This is a genomic window from Mucilaginibacter sp. JRF, from assembly GCF_015223065.1.
GTDB lineage: Bacteria > Bacteroidota > Bacteroidia > Sphingobacteriales > Sphingobacteriaceae > Mucilaginibacter.
This window is the reverse complement of sequence record NZ_JADFBY010000008.1, coordinates 81,574-99,073: the sequence shown is the minus strand read 5'-3', so window position 1 is coordinate 99,073 and position 17,500 is coordinate 81,574. Positions and strand designations below refer to the sequence as shown.

18 protein-coding genes are annotated in these 17,500 nt (G+C 43.8%); 10 read left to right on the top strand and 8 right to left on the bottom strand.

Going from position 1 to position 17,500, the window contains the following annotated elements; genetic code table 11:
- Positions 1 to 122 precede the first annotated feature (122 nt).
- From IM792_RS17255 to IM792_RS17235, 5 genes are all read right to left on the bottom strand, one after another.
- On the bottom strand, positions 123 to 1,730 hold the full coding sequence (locus IM792_RS17255) for a Na+/H+ antiporter (protein ID WP_194103150.1): 1,608 nt from the start codon (positions 1,728 to 1,730) through the stop codon (positions 123 to 125).
- A gap of 76 nt (positions 1,731 to 1,806) precedes the next feature.
- On the bottom strand, positions 1,807 to 3,174 hold the full coding sequence (locus IM792_RS17250; RefSeq protein ID WP_194103149.1) for an alginate export family protein: 1,368 nt from the start codon (positions 3,172 to 3,174) through the stop codon (positions 1,807 to 1,809).
- Between the two features lie 43 nt (positions 3,175 to 3,217).
- A complete protein-coding gene (locus IM792_RS17245; protein WP_194103148.1) occupies positions 3,218 to 3,634 on the bottom strand; it encodes an OsmC family protein in 417 nt (138 codons plus the stop codon).
- Entirely contained in the window at positions 3,631 to 3,933 is a 303-nt protein-coding gene (locus IM792_RS17240; protein ID WP_194103147.1) for a GNAT family N-acetyltransferase, read from the bottom strand. The genes IM792_RS17245 and IM792_RS17240 overlap by 4 nt, the downstream gene beginning before the upstream one ends.
- A complete protein-coding gene (locus IM792_RS17235) occupies positions 3,933 to 4,175 on the bottom strand; it encodes a (4Fe-4S)-binding protein (protein ID WP_194103146.1) in 243 nt (80 codons plus the stop codon). The genes IM792_RS17240 and IM792_RS17235 overlap by 1 nt, the downstream gene beginning before the upstream one ends.
- 217 nt (positions 4,176 to 4,392) lie before the next feature.
- Between IM792_RS17235 and IM792_RS17230 the strand changes: the two genes are divergently transcribed.
- A complete protein-coding gene (locus IM792_RS17230; protein WP_194103145.1) occupies positions 4,393 to 5,373 on the top strand; it encodes an AraC family transcriptional regulator in 981 nt (326 codons plus the stop codon).
- Between the two features lie 53 nt (positions 5,374 to 5,426).
- On the opposite strand, the gene IM792_RS17225 is transcribed toward IM792_RS17230, so the two are convergent.
- Genes IM792_RS17225 through IM792_RS17215 form a run of 3 tightly spaced genes read right to left on the bottom strand, consistent with a single transcriptional unit; the run spans position 5,427 to position 8,164 of the window.
- Complete coding sequence (locus IM792_RS17225; protein ID WP_194103144.1) at positions 5,427 to 6,263, bottom strand: heme ABC transporter ATP-binding protein; 837 nt, start codon at positions 6,261 to 6,263, stop codon at positions 5,427 to 5,429.
- A 3-nt stretch (positions 6,264 to 6,266) separates the two neighbouring features.
- Complete coding sequence (locus IM792_RS17220) at positions 6,267 to 7,310, bottom strand: iron ABC transporter permease (RefSeq protein WP_194103143.1); 1,044 nt, start codon at positions 7,308 to 7,310, stop codon at positions 6,267 to 6,269.
- Entirely contained in the window at positions 7,307 to 8,164 is an 858-nt protein-coding gene (locus IM792_RS17215) for an ABC transporter substrate-binding protein (protein ID WP_194103142.1), read from the bottom strand. Before IM792_RS17215 ends, IM792_RS17220 begins: the two co-directional genes overlap by 4 nt.
- Before the next feature lie 341 nt (positions 8,165 to 8,505).
- Here IM792_RS17215 and IM792_RS17210 point away from each other — a divergent pair, with 341 nt between their 5' ends.
- The 9 genes from IM792_RS17210 (at position 8,506) to IM792_RS17170 (ending at position 17,470) form a co-directional block, all read left to right on the top strand.
- On the top strand, positions 8,506 to 10,863 hold the full coding sequence (locus IM792_RS17210; RefSeq protein WP_194103141.1) for a TonB-dependent receptor: 2,358 nt from the start codon (positions 8,506 to 8,508) through the stop codon (positions 10,861 to 10,863).
- Positions 10,864 to 10,900: 37 nt separating this feature from the next.
- Positions 10,901 to 11,605, top strand: coding sequence for an HmuY family protein (locus IM792_RS17205; RefSeq protein WP_228085213.1), 705 nt, complete (start codon positions 10,901 to 10,903; stop codon positions 11,603 to 11,605).
- Between the two features lie 7 nt (positions 11,606 to 11,612).
- Positions 11,613 to 12,452 carry an HmuY family protein gene (locus IM792_RS17200; protein WP_194103140.1) on the top strand — a complete coding sequence of 280 codons (840 nt, stop codon included), beginning with the start codon at positions 11,613 to 11,615 and terminating at the stop codon, positions 12,450 to 12,452.
- Positions 12,453 to 12,487: 35 nt separating this feature from the next.
- Complete coding sequence (locus IM792_RS17195) at positions 12,488 to 13,294, top strand: HmuY family protein (RefSeq protein ID WP_194103139.1); 807 nt, start codon at positions 12,488 to 12,490, stop codon at positions 13,292 to 13,294.
- 223 nt (positions 13,295 to 13,517) lie between these two features.
- Positions 13,518 to 14,372 (top strand): hypothetical protein, encoded by an 855-nt coding sequence (locus tag IM792_RS17190; RefSeq protein WP_194103138.1) that lies wholly within the window; start codon positions 13,518 to 13,520, stop codon positions 14,370 to 14,372.
- A gap of 65 nt (positions 14,373 to 14,437) precedes the next feature.
- Positions 14,438 to 15,163, top strand: coding sequence for an HmuY family protein (locus IM792_RS17185; protein WP_194103137.1), 726 nt, complete (start codon positions 14,438 to 14,440; stop codon positions 15,161 to 15,163).
- Positions 15,164 to 15,190: 27 nt separating this feature from the next.
- The gene (locus IM792_RS17180; protein WP_194103136.1) at positions 15,191 to 16,516 is read left to right on the top strand and encodes a S41 family peptidase; all 1,326 of its coding nucleotides are present in this window, start codon (positions 15,191 to 15,193) and stop codon (positions 16,514 to 16,516) included.
- Between the two features lie 56 nt (positions 16,517 to 16,572).
- A complete protein-coding gene (locus IM792_RS17175) occupies positions 16,573 to 17,133 on the top strand; it encodes a biliverdin-producing heme oxygenase (protein ID WP_194103135.1) in 561 nt (186 codons plus the stop codon).
- Position 17,134: 1 nt separating this feature from the next.
- Entirely contained in the window at positions 17,135 to 17,470 is a 336-nt protein-coding gene (locus IM792_RS17170; RefSeq protein ID WP_194103134.1) for a transcriptional repressor, read from the top strand.
- Positions 17,471 to 17,500: the final 30 nt, after the last annotated feature.

Below are 17,500 nucleotides of genomic sequence, written 5' to 3'. Positions count from 1 at the left end.
GCTGTAGCTATCTTGTTTATCATCAACGCTTCAGCAAGTTAATAGAAAACATCGTGATTATAAACGAATTATTAAGATAGTTTGGCCGGAATTACCTGGAATGAAATGATTTTCAGGAAATGTTAATACTCACTGTCCGACAATTTCAGATCATTGATATCCAGCAAATGTTCTGCCTTGCGTATGGCCTCATCTGTGTAGGTTTGCTCTTTCCTCATCTTAAATAATTCCTTGCGCTGCTTGTCGTGAACGTCAGACATTACCTGCCGGAATTCCTTGCGTTCAACCGCTTTGTTAGTGCATACTTCTACCGAGTTGAGGTAGATATGATGGCCCTCAATATCGTTCTTCAACTTCTCGGTAAATGCCCTGAGCAATGAATTATTTTCACCGGCCGAAGCATGCTTTGTTTGTAGATGTTGCAGTGCCACGGCATCTAACTTAAGCTGAATGCCTGCATGTTGTTCATGCTCAGGCAATACGGGGTCTATCTCGCCGATATTGGTCAGCTTGATAATAAAAGGCAGCGTTAATCCCTGAAAAACAAGCGTTACGAAGATCACCACGAATGTTATAAAGATGATAAGATCGCGGTGCGGAAAGGCCGATCCGTCATTCATCAAAAGCGGGATAGATAATGCCGTAGCCAACGATACCACACCACGCATGCCTGCCCAGCCAGTGATCAATGGGTTTTTCCAGCCGGGTGATGGTATATTGCGTACTGTTTTACTTACCAACCTTGGAATATGAGCTATACAATAAGTCCATGATATTCTTAAAACGATGGTGATCAGGCTAATAATAACGCCGTATTTTATAGCCTGATCAATAGATACATCGCCAAGACCCTGTACTATCTCTGGCAGATCAAGCCCGATGAGGATGAAAACCAGCGCGTTCATCACAAAAATAAGCGTATGCCAAACGGCGGTCATGTTCATGCGGGTGCTGCCTGTTTTGAAAACTTCGTGAGCACGGAACGACATGAATAACCCGCCGCTCACCACAGCCATTACTCCGGAATAATGAAAATGCTCCGCGCACAGGAACAAGATATAAGGCGTCATTACAGTAAGCGCGGCATCAATAGCAGCGGTGGTAGGCAAAAAGCGATGGATGAAATACATAATATGCGCGCCAACCAAGCCGACAACAACGCCCATACCAGCTACTAAAAAAAACTGGCCAACAGCCTGTTGCATAGAAAAGGTGGCGGTTAATATGGCTGCCAGCGCAAACCTGAAAACAATTAATGATGATGCATCATTCACCAAACTTTCGCCCTCTAAAATAGTAATGGTTCGGCGCGGTACTTTAAGGCCTTTTAAAACCGTGGTAGCGGCAATTGCATCGGGTGGTGATATAATACCTCCTAATAAAAACCCTAAAGCCAGCGTAAAGCCGGGAATAAATAATTGTGCAGTATAGGCTACTACAATTGAAGTTAAAAACACCAAGCCAAAGGCAAGCAAGGCTATGGGCGTTTTCCATTTCTTAAAATCTTTCCATGAGGTATACCAGGCGGCTTCGTACAGTAAAGGGGGTAGAAATATCAGGAATATTAACTCAGGATCGAGTTTCAATACCGGCATGCCCGGTATAAAGCCGACGGCTAAGCCAGCCAGCACCAAAAAAATAGGGTATGCCACACGTATCTTTTGGGCGAGCATTACCAAAAGCATCACCCCGAATAAAAGACCCAGTATCAATAGTAGATTTTCGTGCATAGTTATAGTTGTATGTATTTAAGCATCATAATTGCTTTTGCAAGATTAAACAGCGGATGTGTTATTTGCAATAGCATTAAAATTTGAAACCCAGCACCGAACCTATAAAGAAACCATCCTTGTGCTGAGGTATAACATCATTAATAAAACTTCCTGTTTCAAAGTATTGTAAACCAACATTAAAGTTAAGGAATCGGTTAATAATCCACGAAGCGCTGGTGATATAGGATGTACCGATATAGCGTTCTGCTGAACCTGATGATGAGAGATTGAAAGTGCCATCAGGCCGGTAAATGCCATCAGCTAATGATTGCCGCCAGTAAAATACCACTTCCATAGAGAGCAATACTTCTTTACATGGATTCCAAGCCAGGGTAGGATGAACCGACCATAAATTGGCAGGCCCGGCCTGCGGATTCATGCCGAAGTAACCCCCGTTGGGATACAATGCATTAAACGTTCCTAACTTTCCGTCGCCTTGGGTGTTATCGCCCGAAATAAAATCAGCCCTTAGTTTTACAGTTGGTGCACCTTTTAAAGCGGAATACCGGTAACCGATCTCGGATGAACCGCCCCATGCCCTTATCTTGCTTGTGCCGAATGTACCCAGCTGATAGCCTATTTCCACATTGTATAGCAAGCGGTCGCCATTTTGCCAAAACCGCGAACCGATAGTATGGCGTAATTCATCGGCAACACCTTCGTCAAACCGCGCGTTCGGGCGATCAATACCAAGATAATATAAGTCGATACTCATGTTTTTTGCAGCGAACCATGTACTGTATATACCCCAAAGGCCTGCTTTGTTATTGATCGGATTATCGAATACTCCGGTTCTTACTGCGCTATTGGCAAAAATAAATCCGTCAACATTCAAATAGGATGAAGCATAGGCCATTTTAGCCCCATCAAAATATTGCCGCAGGTTGGGGCCATCCCGCACGTCTATCAGCCGCCCACTGCCGTATTGTATCTCCTGGCGACCTAATCTAAGCGTTAATGTTCTACCGGTACTTTTGTAAGCAATAACGTCAGCAAAAAGATTTTGTACATTTAGCTGATCTTCATCAATTGGCCGTGGGCCATTTTTTCGCCCGAATTCCAAGCCACTACGCAGCTGCCCGAAAACACGTATACGATCACCAATATGCAAATCGGCATGCAGGCTGTAGCGTTGCAGAGAGAATGCGTCAACGCCCGTATTCGCGGCACCCCAATCCTCATTTAGTGCACGGTCAAATTCTTCACGAATTTCTCCACCGAAAGACAAATAAGTTTTTCCGCTGGTAGTTAGAGGTATGTATTTTATCTGGTTATAAAAGTTTTTTGCACTATCCTTTAGTGTTGAGTAATCCTCATCGTAACGTAACAGCTTGAACTTTTGCGCCCTGCAATATTGTGCTGATAACAGCATGCTTATCAACACAATATATTTTAACTTCATGAGCGAGGTGCTTTCTTCAATGGCGTGCCTTGATTTGGAGGACTCATTTTTTGAACTCAGTTAATATGCTGATACTGCCTTTCAGGATTTTTGAAATAGGGCAGTTCTCAGCTACCCTGATCAGTCTTTCATATAGTTCCGAATCAGGTAAATTTCTGATCTCTATCATACGCTCTATCCGCATTACCACGCCTTCGCTTTCAATTCTATGGTACATGTTTGCCTCAACCTCAATGTCGGTAATATCCAAGCCTTTGTGGTCGATGTACATTCTGAGTGTTGCCAGCGTACACGAAACTAATGACGATAGTAAAAGCGTATGCGGATCAGGGCCTACATCTTTCCCACCCAATTTTTCGGGCTCATCAGTTATTAGTACACCATTTCGCCAACGGATAGTGGTTTTGAATTTTTCACTGCCGATTGAACCGATGACAGGGTTTTCTAACAAATATTTCATTGATGCCAGTCCTTACTCCAAACATCCTCGTATTGTGCGGGATGACGTCTGAATTGCGCGTTAACATAGGGGCAGAGGGGTATTATCTTTAAACCATTTTCTGTTGCATAGTTTACCAGCTGGGCAAGCAGTAGCTTAGCGAAATCGTGGCCTTGAAATTCAGGACGTACCTCGGTATGAAAAACGGTGAGTTTACCATCTGCAACGGCAATGGTCATTTTACCGGCCTTTTCATCGTTTGAAAAAAGCTGAACCTCGCCATATGAACTATTTCTGAGAATTACTTTTGTACTTTCCATTACGCGGTCGCCTCGTTTCTTGTGTTTTCCTTAATGCTTAAGGCACCGGATGGGCATTTAGCAACCTGATCAATAATTTGCTGCGAGGTAGCATTTTCGGGGCGTATCCACGGGCGTGCTTTAGGATCATACACCTGGGGCAATGTTTTTACACATATGCCTGAATGTATGCATGTTTTTGGTTTCCAAAGGATGGTTATCTCTCCGTTAGGGTATTCAATTGTATCTGTTTGATTTTTCATTCCGGTAACTATTGTATGAAGCGTGGCTAATAGGCTAAGTCGCAAATTTCAGTAACCGGGAAAGATGAAAAGATGATATAAGTCAAAAAAAAGAGTAGACAAAAGTCTACTCGCGCCAAATACTGAAACTTAGATTTGGTTAAATTAATTAATTAATCATCTATTTAGAATGATTATAAATAAGTTTATATATTTGACTTACTATTACTCATCTACAATGATTGTTAAAGCTAAACTCGAATCACAAAAGGAATGGCTCTTTTTAGAAGACCTGCCCGATACATACTCGCCCGGCCATAAACTCACAGAAAAGCAACTTAATATAAAAGATTATTATGGTGGTATGAATAATTACCAGGTTTCAACACATGGTTTATTCATCCTATATTCTGAAATGAGTTTTGATCAGCCCTCACGAATACTTACCGAGGTGGATGGGGATGCCGTGGCCTGCCAGTTCATTTTTGCTAATAATATGAAGTTTGGGCGCTCTATACTGCCATTCAGTAAATCGGCCCGAAGCAGGCACAACATTCGTTATATACCATCTGAAAGGCAATCATACGAAGTAAAGGCAGGTGTACAGTATGTTTACTTTTTGGTATTGCTGTCTAAAGAATATTACCTGAACCTGGTTGATCTGCAATTGCCTGTGAACGAAAAGTTTATACGCAATATGGAAAAGGGTACTTATACATCATTCGGGGATGAGGATCTGTTTGTAACGGCTGAGATGCGCAAATCAATAGATGATATTCGTTTATGCAAGCAGGAGGGTGAGTTGAAAAGATTATATACTGATTCGCGCGTTTTAGAACTGATCATGTACCAGTTAGAGCAATTCTCGAACACCAGCAACGAAGATAAATACACCTTTAAGGATGATGATATAGTAAAGCTTGAACAAGCGTGCGAAATACTTGAACAGCAGTTTGTTGAGCCTCCCACACAAAAGGAGCTATCAAAAATGGTGTTTTTGAATGAATTTAAACTACGCAGCGGCTTTAAACGCTATTATGGCACCACTATATATGATTACATCACCGGCCTGCGGATGAAGCAAGCACGTAAACTCATTATCGAAGAAAAACGAAATATGTATGAGGTTGGCACCATGGTGGGGTTTAAACATCAGGCCAGTTTTACGCACGCGTTTAAAAAGTATTACGGCATTTTACCAAGCGAGATAAAAATGTAGATGATCGATCAACTGCTTTAAAGGTATAGCAAGGGGATAGATTGGTTCGGAAACTATAAAATGATTACAGATGCCTCCGGATTCATGTTAGAGTTAAAAGTTTGCGCATCCAGGCAAATTTCGTCAGGTATTATCTGTGTTCGTAGTGTATGGTCATCAGTATATACCCTCGCGTTAATGCTAAAGGTGTTATAAATATGTGCCGGACTAAGTACTTCGGCCGGGCTGCCATCCCACCATTTACGGCCGCCTTTCATCAGTATCATGCGGCTTACATATTGCGCGGCCAGGTTTATATCGTGCAGTACTGAAATTACAATAAAGCCTTTTTTTGCCAGGGCTGATGCTATGCCTAAAGTTTGGTGCTGAAACTGAAGATCCATATTGTTCAACGGTTCATCAAGCAATAGCACGGCTTCCTTTTGATCCCACAACTGTGCCAGTACACGCGCCAGGTGAACACGCTGCTGTTCACCGCCCGACATGGTAAGCAACGTGCGGTCGGCCATGTCAGTTAACCCGCACACCTCCATTGCTTCTGCAACGGCTACCTCATCGCGGTGTACTGGTTTGTGGCCGTATTGCCCGTACCTGCCCATCATTACTACTTCCTCAACACTAAAGGGCATGCTGATGGCATTTTGCTGCTGGAGCATAGCGCGTTTGGTTGAAAGCTCTTTACGGCTATAAGTAAAAAGATCTTTACCGTGCAGGCTGATAGTACCGGAGGTTGGCGTTTGCTCGGCGCTCAGCAATTTCATCAGGGTTGATTTACCGGCCCCGTTGGCGCCCATAATGGCGATGAACTCGCCTGAACGAATGTTGAAGGATACATCATTCAACAAATTGCGTTGATTAACCTTAAAACCTACTGCTTCAACTCTTAACATAAATTACAGGTTAGTGATCTTCTTTTTGTCGCGTAACATAATGTATATAAATATCGGCGTGCCTAATAGCGCGGTAATAACACCTATAGGCAGTTCAATAGGCTCCACAATGGTTCTTGATATCAGGTCGGCCAGGGTTAATACCAGCGCCCCGGCAAGGGCTGATGCAGGCAGTACGAATTTGTGATTTACACCACCTATCAGCCTCATGGTGTGCGGTACCAGTAAGCCTACAAAACCAATAATGCCCGAAACTGACACCGATGCCCCTACAGCCATGGTCGACAAAAATACTACCCAGACCTTGATGCTTTTGGTGTTCAGGCCAATAAGCTCGGCCTGGCTTTCGCCAATAGCGAACACGTTTAAGCCCTTGCTGAAGGTAGGGAGAATAACGATAGGTAAAATAACAAAGGGTGCTATACAAAGTACATTACCCCATGTTGCGCCACCCAGGCTGCCCAGCATCCAAAAGGTTATGCTGCGCAGTTGCTGCTCGCTTGACAGGTAAGTTACCAAACCGGTGAAAGCGCCGGCAAGCGCGTTAATAGCTATACCGGCCAGCAGCATTAACGCCATGTTGGGTTGCCCGTTGGTTTTTGATAGGGTATAAACCAACAACGCCGCAAGCCCCGAACCAAAAAACGCGCCTATAGCCAGTAACGAATACCCCAGCGACTGGCTTATCTGTATAAAGAACAAACCCTCAAGGGCGATGATGATAACCGTCATCATAGAGGCACCAGCTGATATGCCTATGAGGCCCGGCTCGGCCAGCGGATTACGAAAGATGCCTTGTACCGCGGTGCCTGTTGTTCCGAGTGCGGCGCCCACCATTAAGCCAAGTATTACCCTGGGCAAACGTATCATCAGTATAACACCGGCAGCCAGCGGGTCCTCAGCGGTATTGCTTAACAGCCCGGCTTTCGATGCTAATATGGTAATAACCTCTTTTACCGGGATGCGCATAGCCCCCAAACCAAGCGAAAGGATGATAGTGAAGATTAGCGCGGCAATAAGAATTAAAAAGGTTAACGTTTTTTTCATGGATAAACCTGGTGCATCTGTTTATTAAGTGTTAAAATAGCCTCGGGCAATCGCGAGCTGAAGTTGATGAGTAAAGGCCCGTCCAATGCCAGTATGCGGTGGTTTTTGCACGCGTTGGTAAGCGCCATCGCGGGTAAACCCATCATAGATTCACGACCGCCAAGGCTGCTCAAACCAAAATCGAACATTAAAATAATATCGGGGTTGGCCCTAACCAAAGCTTCGGTTGTGTATGGTTTAAAATCCGCGAATTCATGCACGGCATTTTTACCTCCGGCCATACGTATTATCGCGTCAATGCTACTGCCCCTGCCGGCCACACTCATCAGGCCGGTGCCGCGCGCGTAAATAAAAAGCACTTTGGGGCTTGCTTGTTTAGCGTTACGTATTTGTGTTTGCGCGGCAGCTATTGCGGCCTTGGTAGTTTGCGCCAGCGCATCTCCCTTGGTTTTAATACCAAGTGCCTCTGCAATATCATGAATAAAATTGATGCACCCACCTGCCGAAAAATCCTGCCGGATGCTAACCACTTTTATCTTCACTGCCTGTAGGTGAACTATAGTTTCGGCAGATAGATCACCCGCCGGGGCTAATACCAGATCGGGGCGGTAAGCTACCAAAGCCTCAGAATTAACTGATCTGTTTCGGCTCACTTTAGGTAATAACTGGGCAGCCTTTGGGTATTCGCTAGTAACATCTACGGCCACAATGTTAGCGCCCGCGCCAAGCGCGAATACGGTTTCGGTTAAAGCGCTGCCCAGCGTAATGATGCGTTTAGGTTGAGCGAATGTTGTTATGCTTTGGCTTAATAAAAAAATTAACAGTAAATATATTTTCGCAACGCGTTTGTTCATCAATCCATCCTTTTTCTGTCTGCAAAACAAAGCCTTATTTAGTCTATATACAAACAGCTCTGTGGTTGGTAATTAGAGATATGTTGATCTAATTAAGCGGCTCCAAATATCGATTTTAGTCGTAATTATTTAATATTCAAATAATTGTACTTTGTTTGATGCTTATTGCATGGCTTTCATACTCACATTATGCCATGATAAATAATACGGATTGCACAAAAGAAAATACGGATTACGCAAAAGATAATACGGATTGCACAAATCACATTTGAACGTTAATACGCAGTTTTGCATTGTTCTTATTTAGAATGATTAAAAATAAGAATTGTGTAAAATAATCGATGAAGAACATCTACATTCTGCTTGTATTAACCATATCAATATTTGCTCCGGCATCAGCTCAAACAAAAACAGAGCTGCGCGGATCGGTATCTGATGATATGGGTGAGCCGCTGGCCGGTGCTACGGTGCAGCTTGAGCCCGACAGGCATCTAACCCAGGCTGATAATAAAGGCAATTTCGTATTCAAAAATATATACCCCGGTAACTACAACATCACTATCAGCATGGTGGGTTACCAAACCTATCAAGATAAAATATCACTAAACCCGGGCAGCAAAACTCCGCTTAACATCAAATTATCAAAAGGCCAAAGTGAATTGAGCGAGGTTAATGTATCCGGTAAAAACATCACGCCCGATAATCTTATAGATGTACAGCGCAGTGCCATGCCGGTAACGGTGATATCAAGGCGTACCATTGAGTTGATGGGCAGCCGCAGGCTGGATGAGGTATTGAAAGAGCAAACAGGCGTAGCCATTGTTAATGATATTGGCAGTGGCAGTCGCGCTACGGGTGTACAAATGCAGGGCTTCAGTTCTCAGTACGTAATGGTACTGGTTGATGGCCAGCCCATGATAGGCCGTAACAATGGTAATCTTGATCTGTCGCGCATCAGCGTTAACAATGTTGAACGTATCGAACTGATAAAAGGCGCTACAAGCTGCCTGTATGGTAGCGAGGCTTTGGGTGGCGCTATAAACATTATCACCAAACATGGCGCGGTACAGCAACAGGCACGCGCGGCCCTATTTTACGGCAGCCGTAACCTGATAGATGGCACCCTTGAAGCGGAAACGCCATTTAATGGGCAAAGGGGCTCGGCGCTGTTATCAGCTAATTATTATGGTACCGATGGTTACAACACCAATAAAACCTATTTGCGTAACAGCCAAACCATTCCGCCGTTTCAAAACTACAGCGGGCAGGCGCACATTAAGTATCAGCTTGGCACAGGTAGTTATATTGGTTTACAGGCCAGGTATAATAAACGAAGCTCGCAAATGGAGCAAACATTTGTAAGTTCGGACATAAGCAATACCAACAGTAATGTATTGAATGATGAAGATCTTAGCCTTACCGCCAATTACAAAAAGATATTTAAAAACGGTTTAAGGAGCCTTACCAACTACTATTTTACCAACTACACTACCAATATGCAGGTAAAGCGTGTTGGTACCAATGAGGTATTGGCAGGCAACGCTTACAAAGAAACTACCCACCGCATTGAGGAGCAATTTGCCTACCAGATAAACACCGGATTGAATTTTACCGGAGGCATAGGTGGCAGCAGGCAAAATATGGATGATTTTGCCGGTAACACCATTTATAATGGCTATGCCTATTTGCAGGGCGATGTAATAATTAACCCTAAATGGAGCGCCGTTGGAGGTATCAGATATGATCATACCAATAATTACGGCGGCAGGCTGAACCCGAGCCTGGGTTTGCAATATCATGTGTCGCCTGCCTTGAGCTTTAAGGCGGGATTGGGTACAGGTTTTATAGCGCCCGATCTTAGAAAACGCTTCCAGGTATTTACCAATATAACGCAAGGCTACACCGTACTTGGCGCTGATATATTGCGGGATGCCTTGCAGGAACTGCAAAACACGGGTGAAGTAAGCGAGATCAGGGAATCGGTATTGAACCAGTTGCCTGCTACACTAAGGCCTGAGCGTTCAACATCATACAATGCCGGGTTGGTGTTAACGCCATCAACCAAAATTAAAGTAGAGGCATCGATATTTTACCACAGCCTGCGCGATTTTATAAACTTTATACAAATAGGTACCAAAACCAACGGTCAGCAAATATTCACCTACCAAAATCTGGCTAACGCGGTTAACAAAGGATTTGAGGTATCGGCATCAGCAAGCGTTATTAAAAACCTGAACGCCAATTTTGGCTACCAATATCTTATCACTAAAGATAAGCGTGTAGAAGATCAGATCAGGCGGGGGCAATACCCTTATAATAAGATCAGGAATAACAACACTGGCGAAACCAGCGCGTCAGTTACCGGCGATTATATCGGGCTCGAGAACCGTTCGCGCCACATGGTAAATGCCAATTTTACTTACCAGGCACCAGCCAACATCACCTTAACCCTGCGGGCAAACTATCGCGGCAAATACGGTTGGGGTGATGATAACAACAACCTTTTTTTAGACCGCTACGACATTTTTGTGCGAGGCTTTGTACTGGTGTATTCATCTGTTGAAAAAAGGCTGATGAACAGCCGATTGAGTTTGATACTAAGCGGTGAGAACCTGTTTGATTATACCGACCCTTTAATGCCGGGGCAAATAGGCCGAACATTAACCGCCGGCTTAACGTGGCGCTTTTACAAAGATTAATGCCTGATGATGACCTCTTTAAAATTTATGAATAACAATGTTTAATACCTATAGAAACATACCCAAAGCAGCAATGATGAGCCTGATGCTCCTCGTGTCGTGTACCAAAAAGGAAGAGATGCCTGTGCTTGAAGACAGTAAGAGCACAGTTGTTAAAGACCTGGCGGGCGACACGGGCGCATCAGTAGGGGATGGTGTTGATGGAAAGACCAAGCGCGATTTTCGCACCTTTTTGTTCAACCTGAAAAACAAGCGCCAAATATGGCTGAACAACGCCGCCGACTCGGCAAAGTACCTGAAAACTAAAGATTGGGACCTGGCTTTTACCTACATATACAACTCCATAGTATATGTAAACAATGGCGAGGCAAGCGGTAATCCCGGTGCGGGCGGGCCGGGTATAGGCGGTATAACTTATGTTGAGAAACCCTATAGTGAGGTAAATGAAGTGCCGCAGGATGCCAGCTTCAACAAAAACCAAACTTTTACCGGTTGGGATGGCTGGCCGCAGCCCTACAACTTTGGCTGGTACTTTTATCAAATGAGCACGCACATTGCGCGGCCCATTAAAAACCGCACGTTTATTTTAAAGACCGCCGAAGGCAAATATGCCAAGCTCGAACTCATCAACGTTTACCAGGGTAACCCGCCCGTAGTTACCGATCTGCACTGGCCTGCACCATACCTAACCTTCAGGTACTTTGTGCAGGAGGATGGCAGCACAAATTTAAAAACCAATTGAATTGATCATGTACCTCAATACTTACTATAAAGCAAAAATAATGTTTGGCCTTGTTGGTTGTCTTGTGCTGCTATCATGTTCAAAAAAGGACGACGCGGAGGCCGAAACCATATTACCTCCCTTAGATGAAATAACCGTTACTGCCAGCGGTGAGTATACTGTGAACGACCTGCCCGGCGATCTCACCAAAACTATGGACGGAAAAGATATTACGGATGATGGCGGCTTTAACACGGTTTACTACAGCCTTGAAGATGGCCGCACGATACCCAAGGAATATGCCAATACCGATAAGTGGGACATAGCCTTTGCCGGTGTTTACAACAGCACCATCTGGGCTAACAACGGCAGCGTAAAGTACGAGAGCGGGGGCAGTAACCCGGGTTATGGCAGCCCTGCCCGTGGTATGTTCTACCTGGTTGTTGACCCGGAGGTTGACCAGAAATACTATAACCCAACTACGCATACCCCGGTTACGGTGCCCATACCCTTTGAGTACCTGAATGAGGCTTACAATAAAGTATCGGTAGTGCCGGTAAGCGATGATAAGTTCGATTTTTATGGCGCGCTGGGTCTTGATCACTTTTTAGCCAGCGGAGATGGTTACGCGTACTATGATTTTTATGGGAATATGGCACCCGGTAATCCTAAAAAATCGCATGTGGTATATAACATGGCCCGGCCATTTATTATAAAAACAGCTAAGGGCAATTACGCCAAGGTTATTTTATACAGCTTTTATAAAGGCAAACCCGAAAACCCCGACCGCGATAACATAGCGCCTTACATCAGTTTTAAATACACCATACTTAAGGATGGCAGCAAAGACTTTAGCACCATCAAATAACATTAATTTTTACTATACCATACACTTACAATAACATGAAATTTAAAACCTGGCTTATCGCCTTTATAGCACCGGTAATACTGGCAAGTTGCTCAAAAAGCAGCGATGTGCAACCTCAACCCGAACCCGAAGAAGTTGGATTTAAGGCCGAGGCTGCCTGGGTGCCCGTGCGAGCCAAGCTTGTTAAAACCTTAGATTATAGCTACCGCCAGGTGATACCTGTTAACGGTGTGTACGAGCAAGATAACTACGAAACCAAACAAGGTAAGGGCTACGTTTTCTTTGATGAAAAATTCCAGGTAGTATATGTTGTTGACTGGCCTGCCGATCAAACCCATGGTTCAGTAGCCGCGCAGCCGGTGTATTTTAATTTTGATACCCGCGATACCGTGGCCAGGGCTGATGTTGAGGCCGGGCTTACCGATAACTGGCACATCAATTTTAATGATATATATAACTCAACCATCAGTGTAAACTATAACGATGAGTTTGAAAAAGGCCTGATACGTACAATAGCCACCCCGTTCGATCAGCTTGACGAGGTGCCGGCCATCCCCGCGGGGTTAACTAAGGTGACTAACCTGGCTGTATCAATGGTGCCTAATGGTAACAGTTGGGGCGAGTACGAAATGGCAAGGCATATACTAACCGCCTACGAGAATAAAACCAACATTATTTATCTGAAAGATGGGCGCAGGGTGAAATTTCAGCTTCAAAATTTATACAGAAGCAACCCTAAACCCGGTACGGTGAAAGACAAATACGAGTACCCGGCACCGTTTTTTACTTATAAGTATTTTATACAGCAAACAGCCGGAAGCAACAATATTAAAACACGATAAGATACCGAACCGGGTAACTGTACTTACAGGTTTTGCGCAAAAAAGAAATTCTTTACTGTAGGTGGCTTTTGCCGGTTCACAGGCCTCGGGCAGGCCGACATGCTCAAAGAATCAGGTGGCAATTGTGACGAATTGACGCCCCGATCCTTCAAGCCGGTGGCATTGAAATGGTTTTGATGCTGCGTAAATTAAAAAATAGTCCTTCAAACTAAAATTTAAAAACATGTTACAATTTGAAACAGGTGTACAACACCAGCAAACCCAAAGCAAATTTACAAAAAAGATCAACAAATTCGCTCTGTTGGCTATCATCGCCACTACAACAATTTTTGCATCTTGTAAAAAAGATCAGGTAGAAGCACCTGCATCTGAGGGTTTAAAACTAAATACCGAAACCGCCCTGGCACCAAACCCTGGCAGCTCGCTAAACCTTACCAACGCAACAGGTACAGTAGGCCAAAGCAGCACCGGAGCCATTTACACTGTTACCAACTATTTTGTTGATCAGGGCCTTTACACCCACCCTGACTCGGTGTACCACCGCCCTAACGGTACTTACTATTTCGATTTTAGCCTTAACGATAACAAAAAGGGCGCTACAACTACAACTCCACCATCAAACGGCGTTTGGGATATTTCATTCTCAAGTACAGCAAATGCTTATTTGAACAAGAATACAAGTTCAGGTAACGTTTCTGATATCCGTTATGTAAATGAGCCATTCTCTACAGTAAAAGGCTATGCAGCTTCAGTATGGAATGATACCGCGTTGCCTTCAGGCAAAGCCAAACTGATCGCTACTTATCCGTTCGGGCATAACAATATTGTTTATTCTGATGTTTACACCAATCAGGGTGGTGTTTCAGGCTGGTTCAACTACTATTTCACCAACCACCAGGTTAACCCGCTTACTGATCGTACTGTATTGGTTAAAGATGCTGCCGACAATGTTTACGCGGTACACTTCATCAATGTATACAAAAACGGCGCTCCTTACGAACCGGGTGATAACACTGCAAATCCTCCTGCTGATTATTCTTGGTTAAAATTCGAGTACAAAAAATTAGGTACCCTATAATCAATTAAACAATAATTCGCCCGGCACCAGATACCGGGCGAATTTCTTAAAAACAAGCAAATGCAATGAAAATGTTTAAACGCTTACCCATTATTACACTATTCATCCTGGCTTTTAGCGCCTGCAAAAAAGACGATGCTACTGAACCCAAAGGTGAAGATAAACCTACTGAACCTGAATTTGAACAGGTTGACCAATACACTAAAAAGTACACTAATGGGATGGTTGAGGTAACCAATTACCCTATTGATATGACCAGAAGCAACGCCAGGTTATACGATTTTTACAGTTTTGATGAAGCCAAATTTACCGGGAATTTGCGGGATGAGCCACCTGCTACATGGGATATTGTATTCAGATCGGGAGTGCTTGTTTGGTTAAATAACGGAGAGGTTGAATTTAACCAGGAAATGAACTGGTACGGGAATGACTCAAGGGTTTTGGTATCCGGGGTTAATCAAAGTTTTGAAGATGTATCAGCAGTGTCATCAGGATTGAATTTTAACGAAGCCTGGTCGGTAGGAGTAACAAACGAACCTACACAAAAAGATTACCTGTTCAATTGGGCATGGCAGGTATCTAACACAGAAACCGGCGAAGCCTTGTATTTTGAACCGGCTGCCGACAGAACATACATTTTTAAACTGACTGATGGCCGCTATGTTAAATTTCAGTTTGTTAACTGTATGGATACCAAGGCCGAAGATAACAGCGCGAGTTCAAAAACAGGTTTCCTTAGTTTCAGGTACATCATAGCCAAAGCAGGTAGTACTGATGTTAAAACCAATTAATCATCTTGATAAAATATTATAAATCTGATGATTACAGCTTTTGCGGGATATATGAAAATGATCATTAGAACCACCGCTCTTTTAGTAATTGCTGTTGGGATGATCGCATTTTCATCCTGCAAAAAAGAGGGGCAACCAAGCTCGCCGGATGTTGAAGAAATAGTTTCGCCGGTTACGGGAACAAGGAGACAATTCACCCTTGATTCGATTTTTTTATATGCCCGGCAGGTTTACCTATGGCATGATGCCTTGCCAACCTATGCCGATTTTGATCCCCGAAACAAGTATAGCGGTATAGCCACGGATGTTGATGCTTTCCATACCGAACTGTTTGATATTACCCAGTTAAAGCTTAATCCGGCAACGGCAAAACCCTACGAACAATCGCAGGTAGCGAACACGCCCAAATACTCATACCTTATTGATGGTAATACAGGTGGCGGTTACCAGGCGCTTGACCCTGCCCCCGCATTGCCTGATGATCCTGTTTTAAAAACAGCCATCGTATCTGCCGGTGGCCGACAGGTAGGGTATGTAGCGCTTGCATGGTTCCCAAGGCTAACTACCGCACAGGGTTATCTGGACGAGGCCTTCGCGCAAATAGCCACAGCAAACCCAACTGATGTTGTGATAGACCTGCGAAGCAACGGAGGAGGCTATGTAGAAACAGCCGAATATGTGGCCAACCTGATCGCTCCGTCATCAATAAACGGTAGGGTAATGTATGCTGAGCACTTTAATACTTTGATGCAGCAGGGTAAGGCTACCATACTAAGGCATCAACCTTACCTGGATGCTGCGGGGCAACCGGTAATGTACCAGGGCCGGGCGGCAACCATGGCCGATGTTGATTTTACCGCCAAGGGCAACACCTATACCTTTAGCAAAAAAGGCGCATTAGAGGGTGTTAAAAATGTATACTTCATTGTTTCGTGCTCAACAGCATCGGCCAGCGAGCTGCTGATCAGTTGCTTGAAACCTTACTTCAACGTAAAGCTTGCCGGTACCAAAACTTACGGAAAACCGGTTGGTTTTTTTGGAGTGGTGATAGATAAGTATACTTTTTACATGAGCAGCTTTTTGATCAGCAATGCCGATGGCTGGTCGGACTATTTTGAAGGCATGGCCGTTGATATGGAAGCCATACCTGATAATCAATATGAATTAGGCGACCCCAATGAAACTTGCCTGAAAAAGGTATTGAATGCGATTAGTGGTTCGGCCACTAACGCAAATGTTGAGCCTGTAATAACAAATACAACAAAGAAGAATACATCAGTAAATAATACGCAAAGTAAACCTTTCAATATTTTAATTGAGAACAGGCTGAAATTAAACAGAGCTAATAACTGAAGCATCCCCGAAAATGGCTGCTAATCAGCATATCATTTATTAAAAAACGATCAAAAATGTTAAGTACAAATATTAAAGCAGAAACCCACTCAGCACACCAGGAGTTAGAAGGAAAGGTTGTACGCAGACTAAAAGCTATCCGCAGTAATGAGGATTATGCCGACCTTTTAAAATATTTTTACGCCTACTTCAGCGCTATTGAAAATGCTATCGCAACTTATATTAATGAAAGTGTAATACCCGATTGGGCTAACAGAAGGCATGCTAACGCCATCGCGACTGATATACAAGAGCTGGGCTTCTCGGTAAACGATCTTCCTCCGGTTGTTGTACCAACTATCAGTAATACGCTACAGGCTCTTGGTGCTTTGTATGTAATGGAGGGCTCCATAATGGGCGGGCCATATATTGTGCAGATGCTTAAAAAAGGCGGCTTACAAAATGGATTCTCGTTTTTTTCGGGCTATGGCGAAAACACCGGACAAATGTGGGCTACCTTCACGGCTATCCTTAACAATGCAGCATCAACAGAAACACAGCAACAAGAAGTGATTGGTGCTGCCGATGAAACATTCTCTAATTTCTCGAAGATATTTAATGTAGAGAAGGTGGTTTAATATGCAACCAGATCAACATAAAGCACCAGGCGCACAAGCAAACGTGATAATGAATAGTGGAAACGCGATATCAGAAACCCGGAATGCCATGATAGCGGAGCTTGTTAACAAAGGTTATCGTATAAATGATAAAAGGATGGCCTTCGTTACCGCGCTCTGCCTTTTAGGTACCGTATCAAACCCCGAAGAATTTTGGATATACCTGAAAGAGCGCAATGTTTGTATCAGCATAACATCGGTATACAACATCCTGCGCATCCTCGTCCGCGAAGACCTTATCATCAAAAACAGATTTGAGAATGGGTGTAATTATGTTGTGGTGTATGCGGATAATTAGTTGTTTGTTTAATGAAGTAATTGTCGGTTA

Bases quoted from the DNA above. Each gene is read 5' to 3' on its own strand.
- IM792_RS17255 (WP_194103150.1), bottom strand. From the start codon at position 1,730: ATGCACGAAAATCTACTATTGATACTGGGTCTTTTATTCGGGGTGATG.
- IM792_RS17250 (WP_194103149.1), bottom strand. From the start codon at position 3,174: ATGAAGTTAAAATATATTGTGTTGATAAGCATGCTGTTATCAGCACAA.
- IM792_RS17245 (WP_194103148.1), bottom strand. From the start codon at position 3,634: ATGAAATATTTGTTAGAAAACCCTGTCATCGGTTCAATCGGCAGTGAA.
- IM792_RS17240 (WP_194103147.1), bottom strand. From the start codon at position 3,933: ATGGAAAGTACAAAAGTAATTCTCAGAAATAGTTCATATGGCGAGGTT.
- IM792_RS17235 (WP_194103146.1), bottom strand. From the start codon at position 4,175: ATGAAAAATCAAACAGATACAATTGAATACCCTAACGGAGAGATAACC.
- IM792_RS17230 (WP_194103145.1), top strand. From the start codon at position 4,393: ATGATTGTTAAAGCTAAACTCGAATCACAAAAGGAATGGCTCTTTTTA.
- IM792_RS17225 (WP_194103144.1), bottom strand. From the start codon at position 6,263: ATGTTAAGAGTTGAAGCAGTAGGTTTTAAGGTTAATCAACGCAATTTG.
- IM792_RS17220 (WP_194103143.1), bottom strand. From the start codon at position 7,310: ATGAAAAAAACGTTAACCTTTTTAATTCTTATTGCCGCGCTAATCTTC.
- IM792_RS17215 (WP_194103142.1), bottom strand. From the start codon at position 8,164: ATGAACAAACGCGTTGCGAAAATATATTTACTGTTAATTTTTTTATTA.
- IM792_RS17210 (WP_194103141.1), top strand. From the start codon at position 8,506: ATGAAGAACATCTACATTCTGCTTGTATTAACCATATCAATATTTGCT.
- IM792_RS17205 (WP_228085213.1), top strand. From the start codon at position 10,901: ATGTTTAATACCTATAGAAACATACCCAAAGCAGCAATGATGAGCCTG.
- IM792_RS17200 (WP_194103140.1), top strand. From the start codon at position 11,613: ATGTACCTCAATACTTACTATAAAGCAAAAATAATGTTTGGCCTTGTT.
- IM792_RS17195 (WP_194103139.1), top strand. From the start codon at position 12,488: ATGAAATTTAAAACCTGGCTTATCGCCTTTATAGCACCGGTAATACTG.
- IM792_RS17190 (WP_194103138.1), top strand. From the start codon at position 13,518: ATGTTACAATTTGAAACAGGTGTACAACACCAGCAAACCCAAAGCAAA.
- IM792_RS17185 (WP_194103137.1), top strand. From the start codon at position 14,438: ATGAAAATGTTTAAACGCTTACCCATTATTACACTATTCATCCTGGCT.
- IM792_RS17180 (WP_194103136.1), top strand. From the start codon at position 15,191: ATGATTACAGCTTTTGCGGGATATATGAAAATGATCATTAGAACCACC.
- IM792_RS17175 (WP_194103135.1), top strand. From the start codon at position 16,573: ATGTTAAGTACAAATATTAAAGCAGAAACCCACTCAGCACACCAGGAG.
- IM792_RS17170 (WP_194103134.1), top strand. From the start codon at position 17,135: ATGCAACCAGATCAACATAAAGCACCAGGCGCACAAGCAAACGTGATA.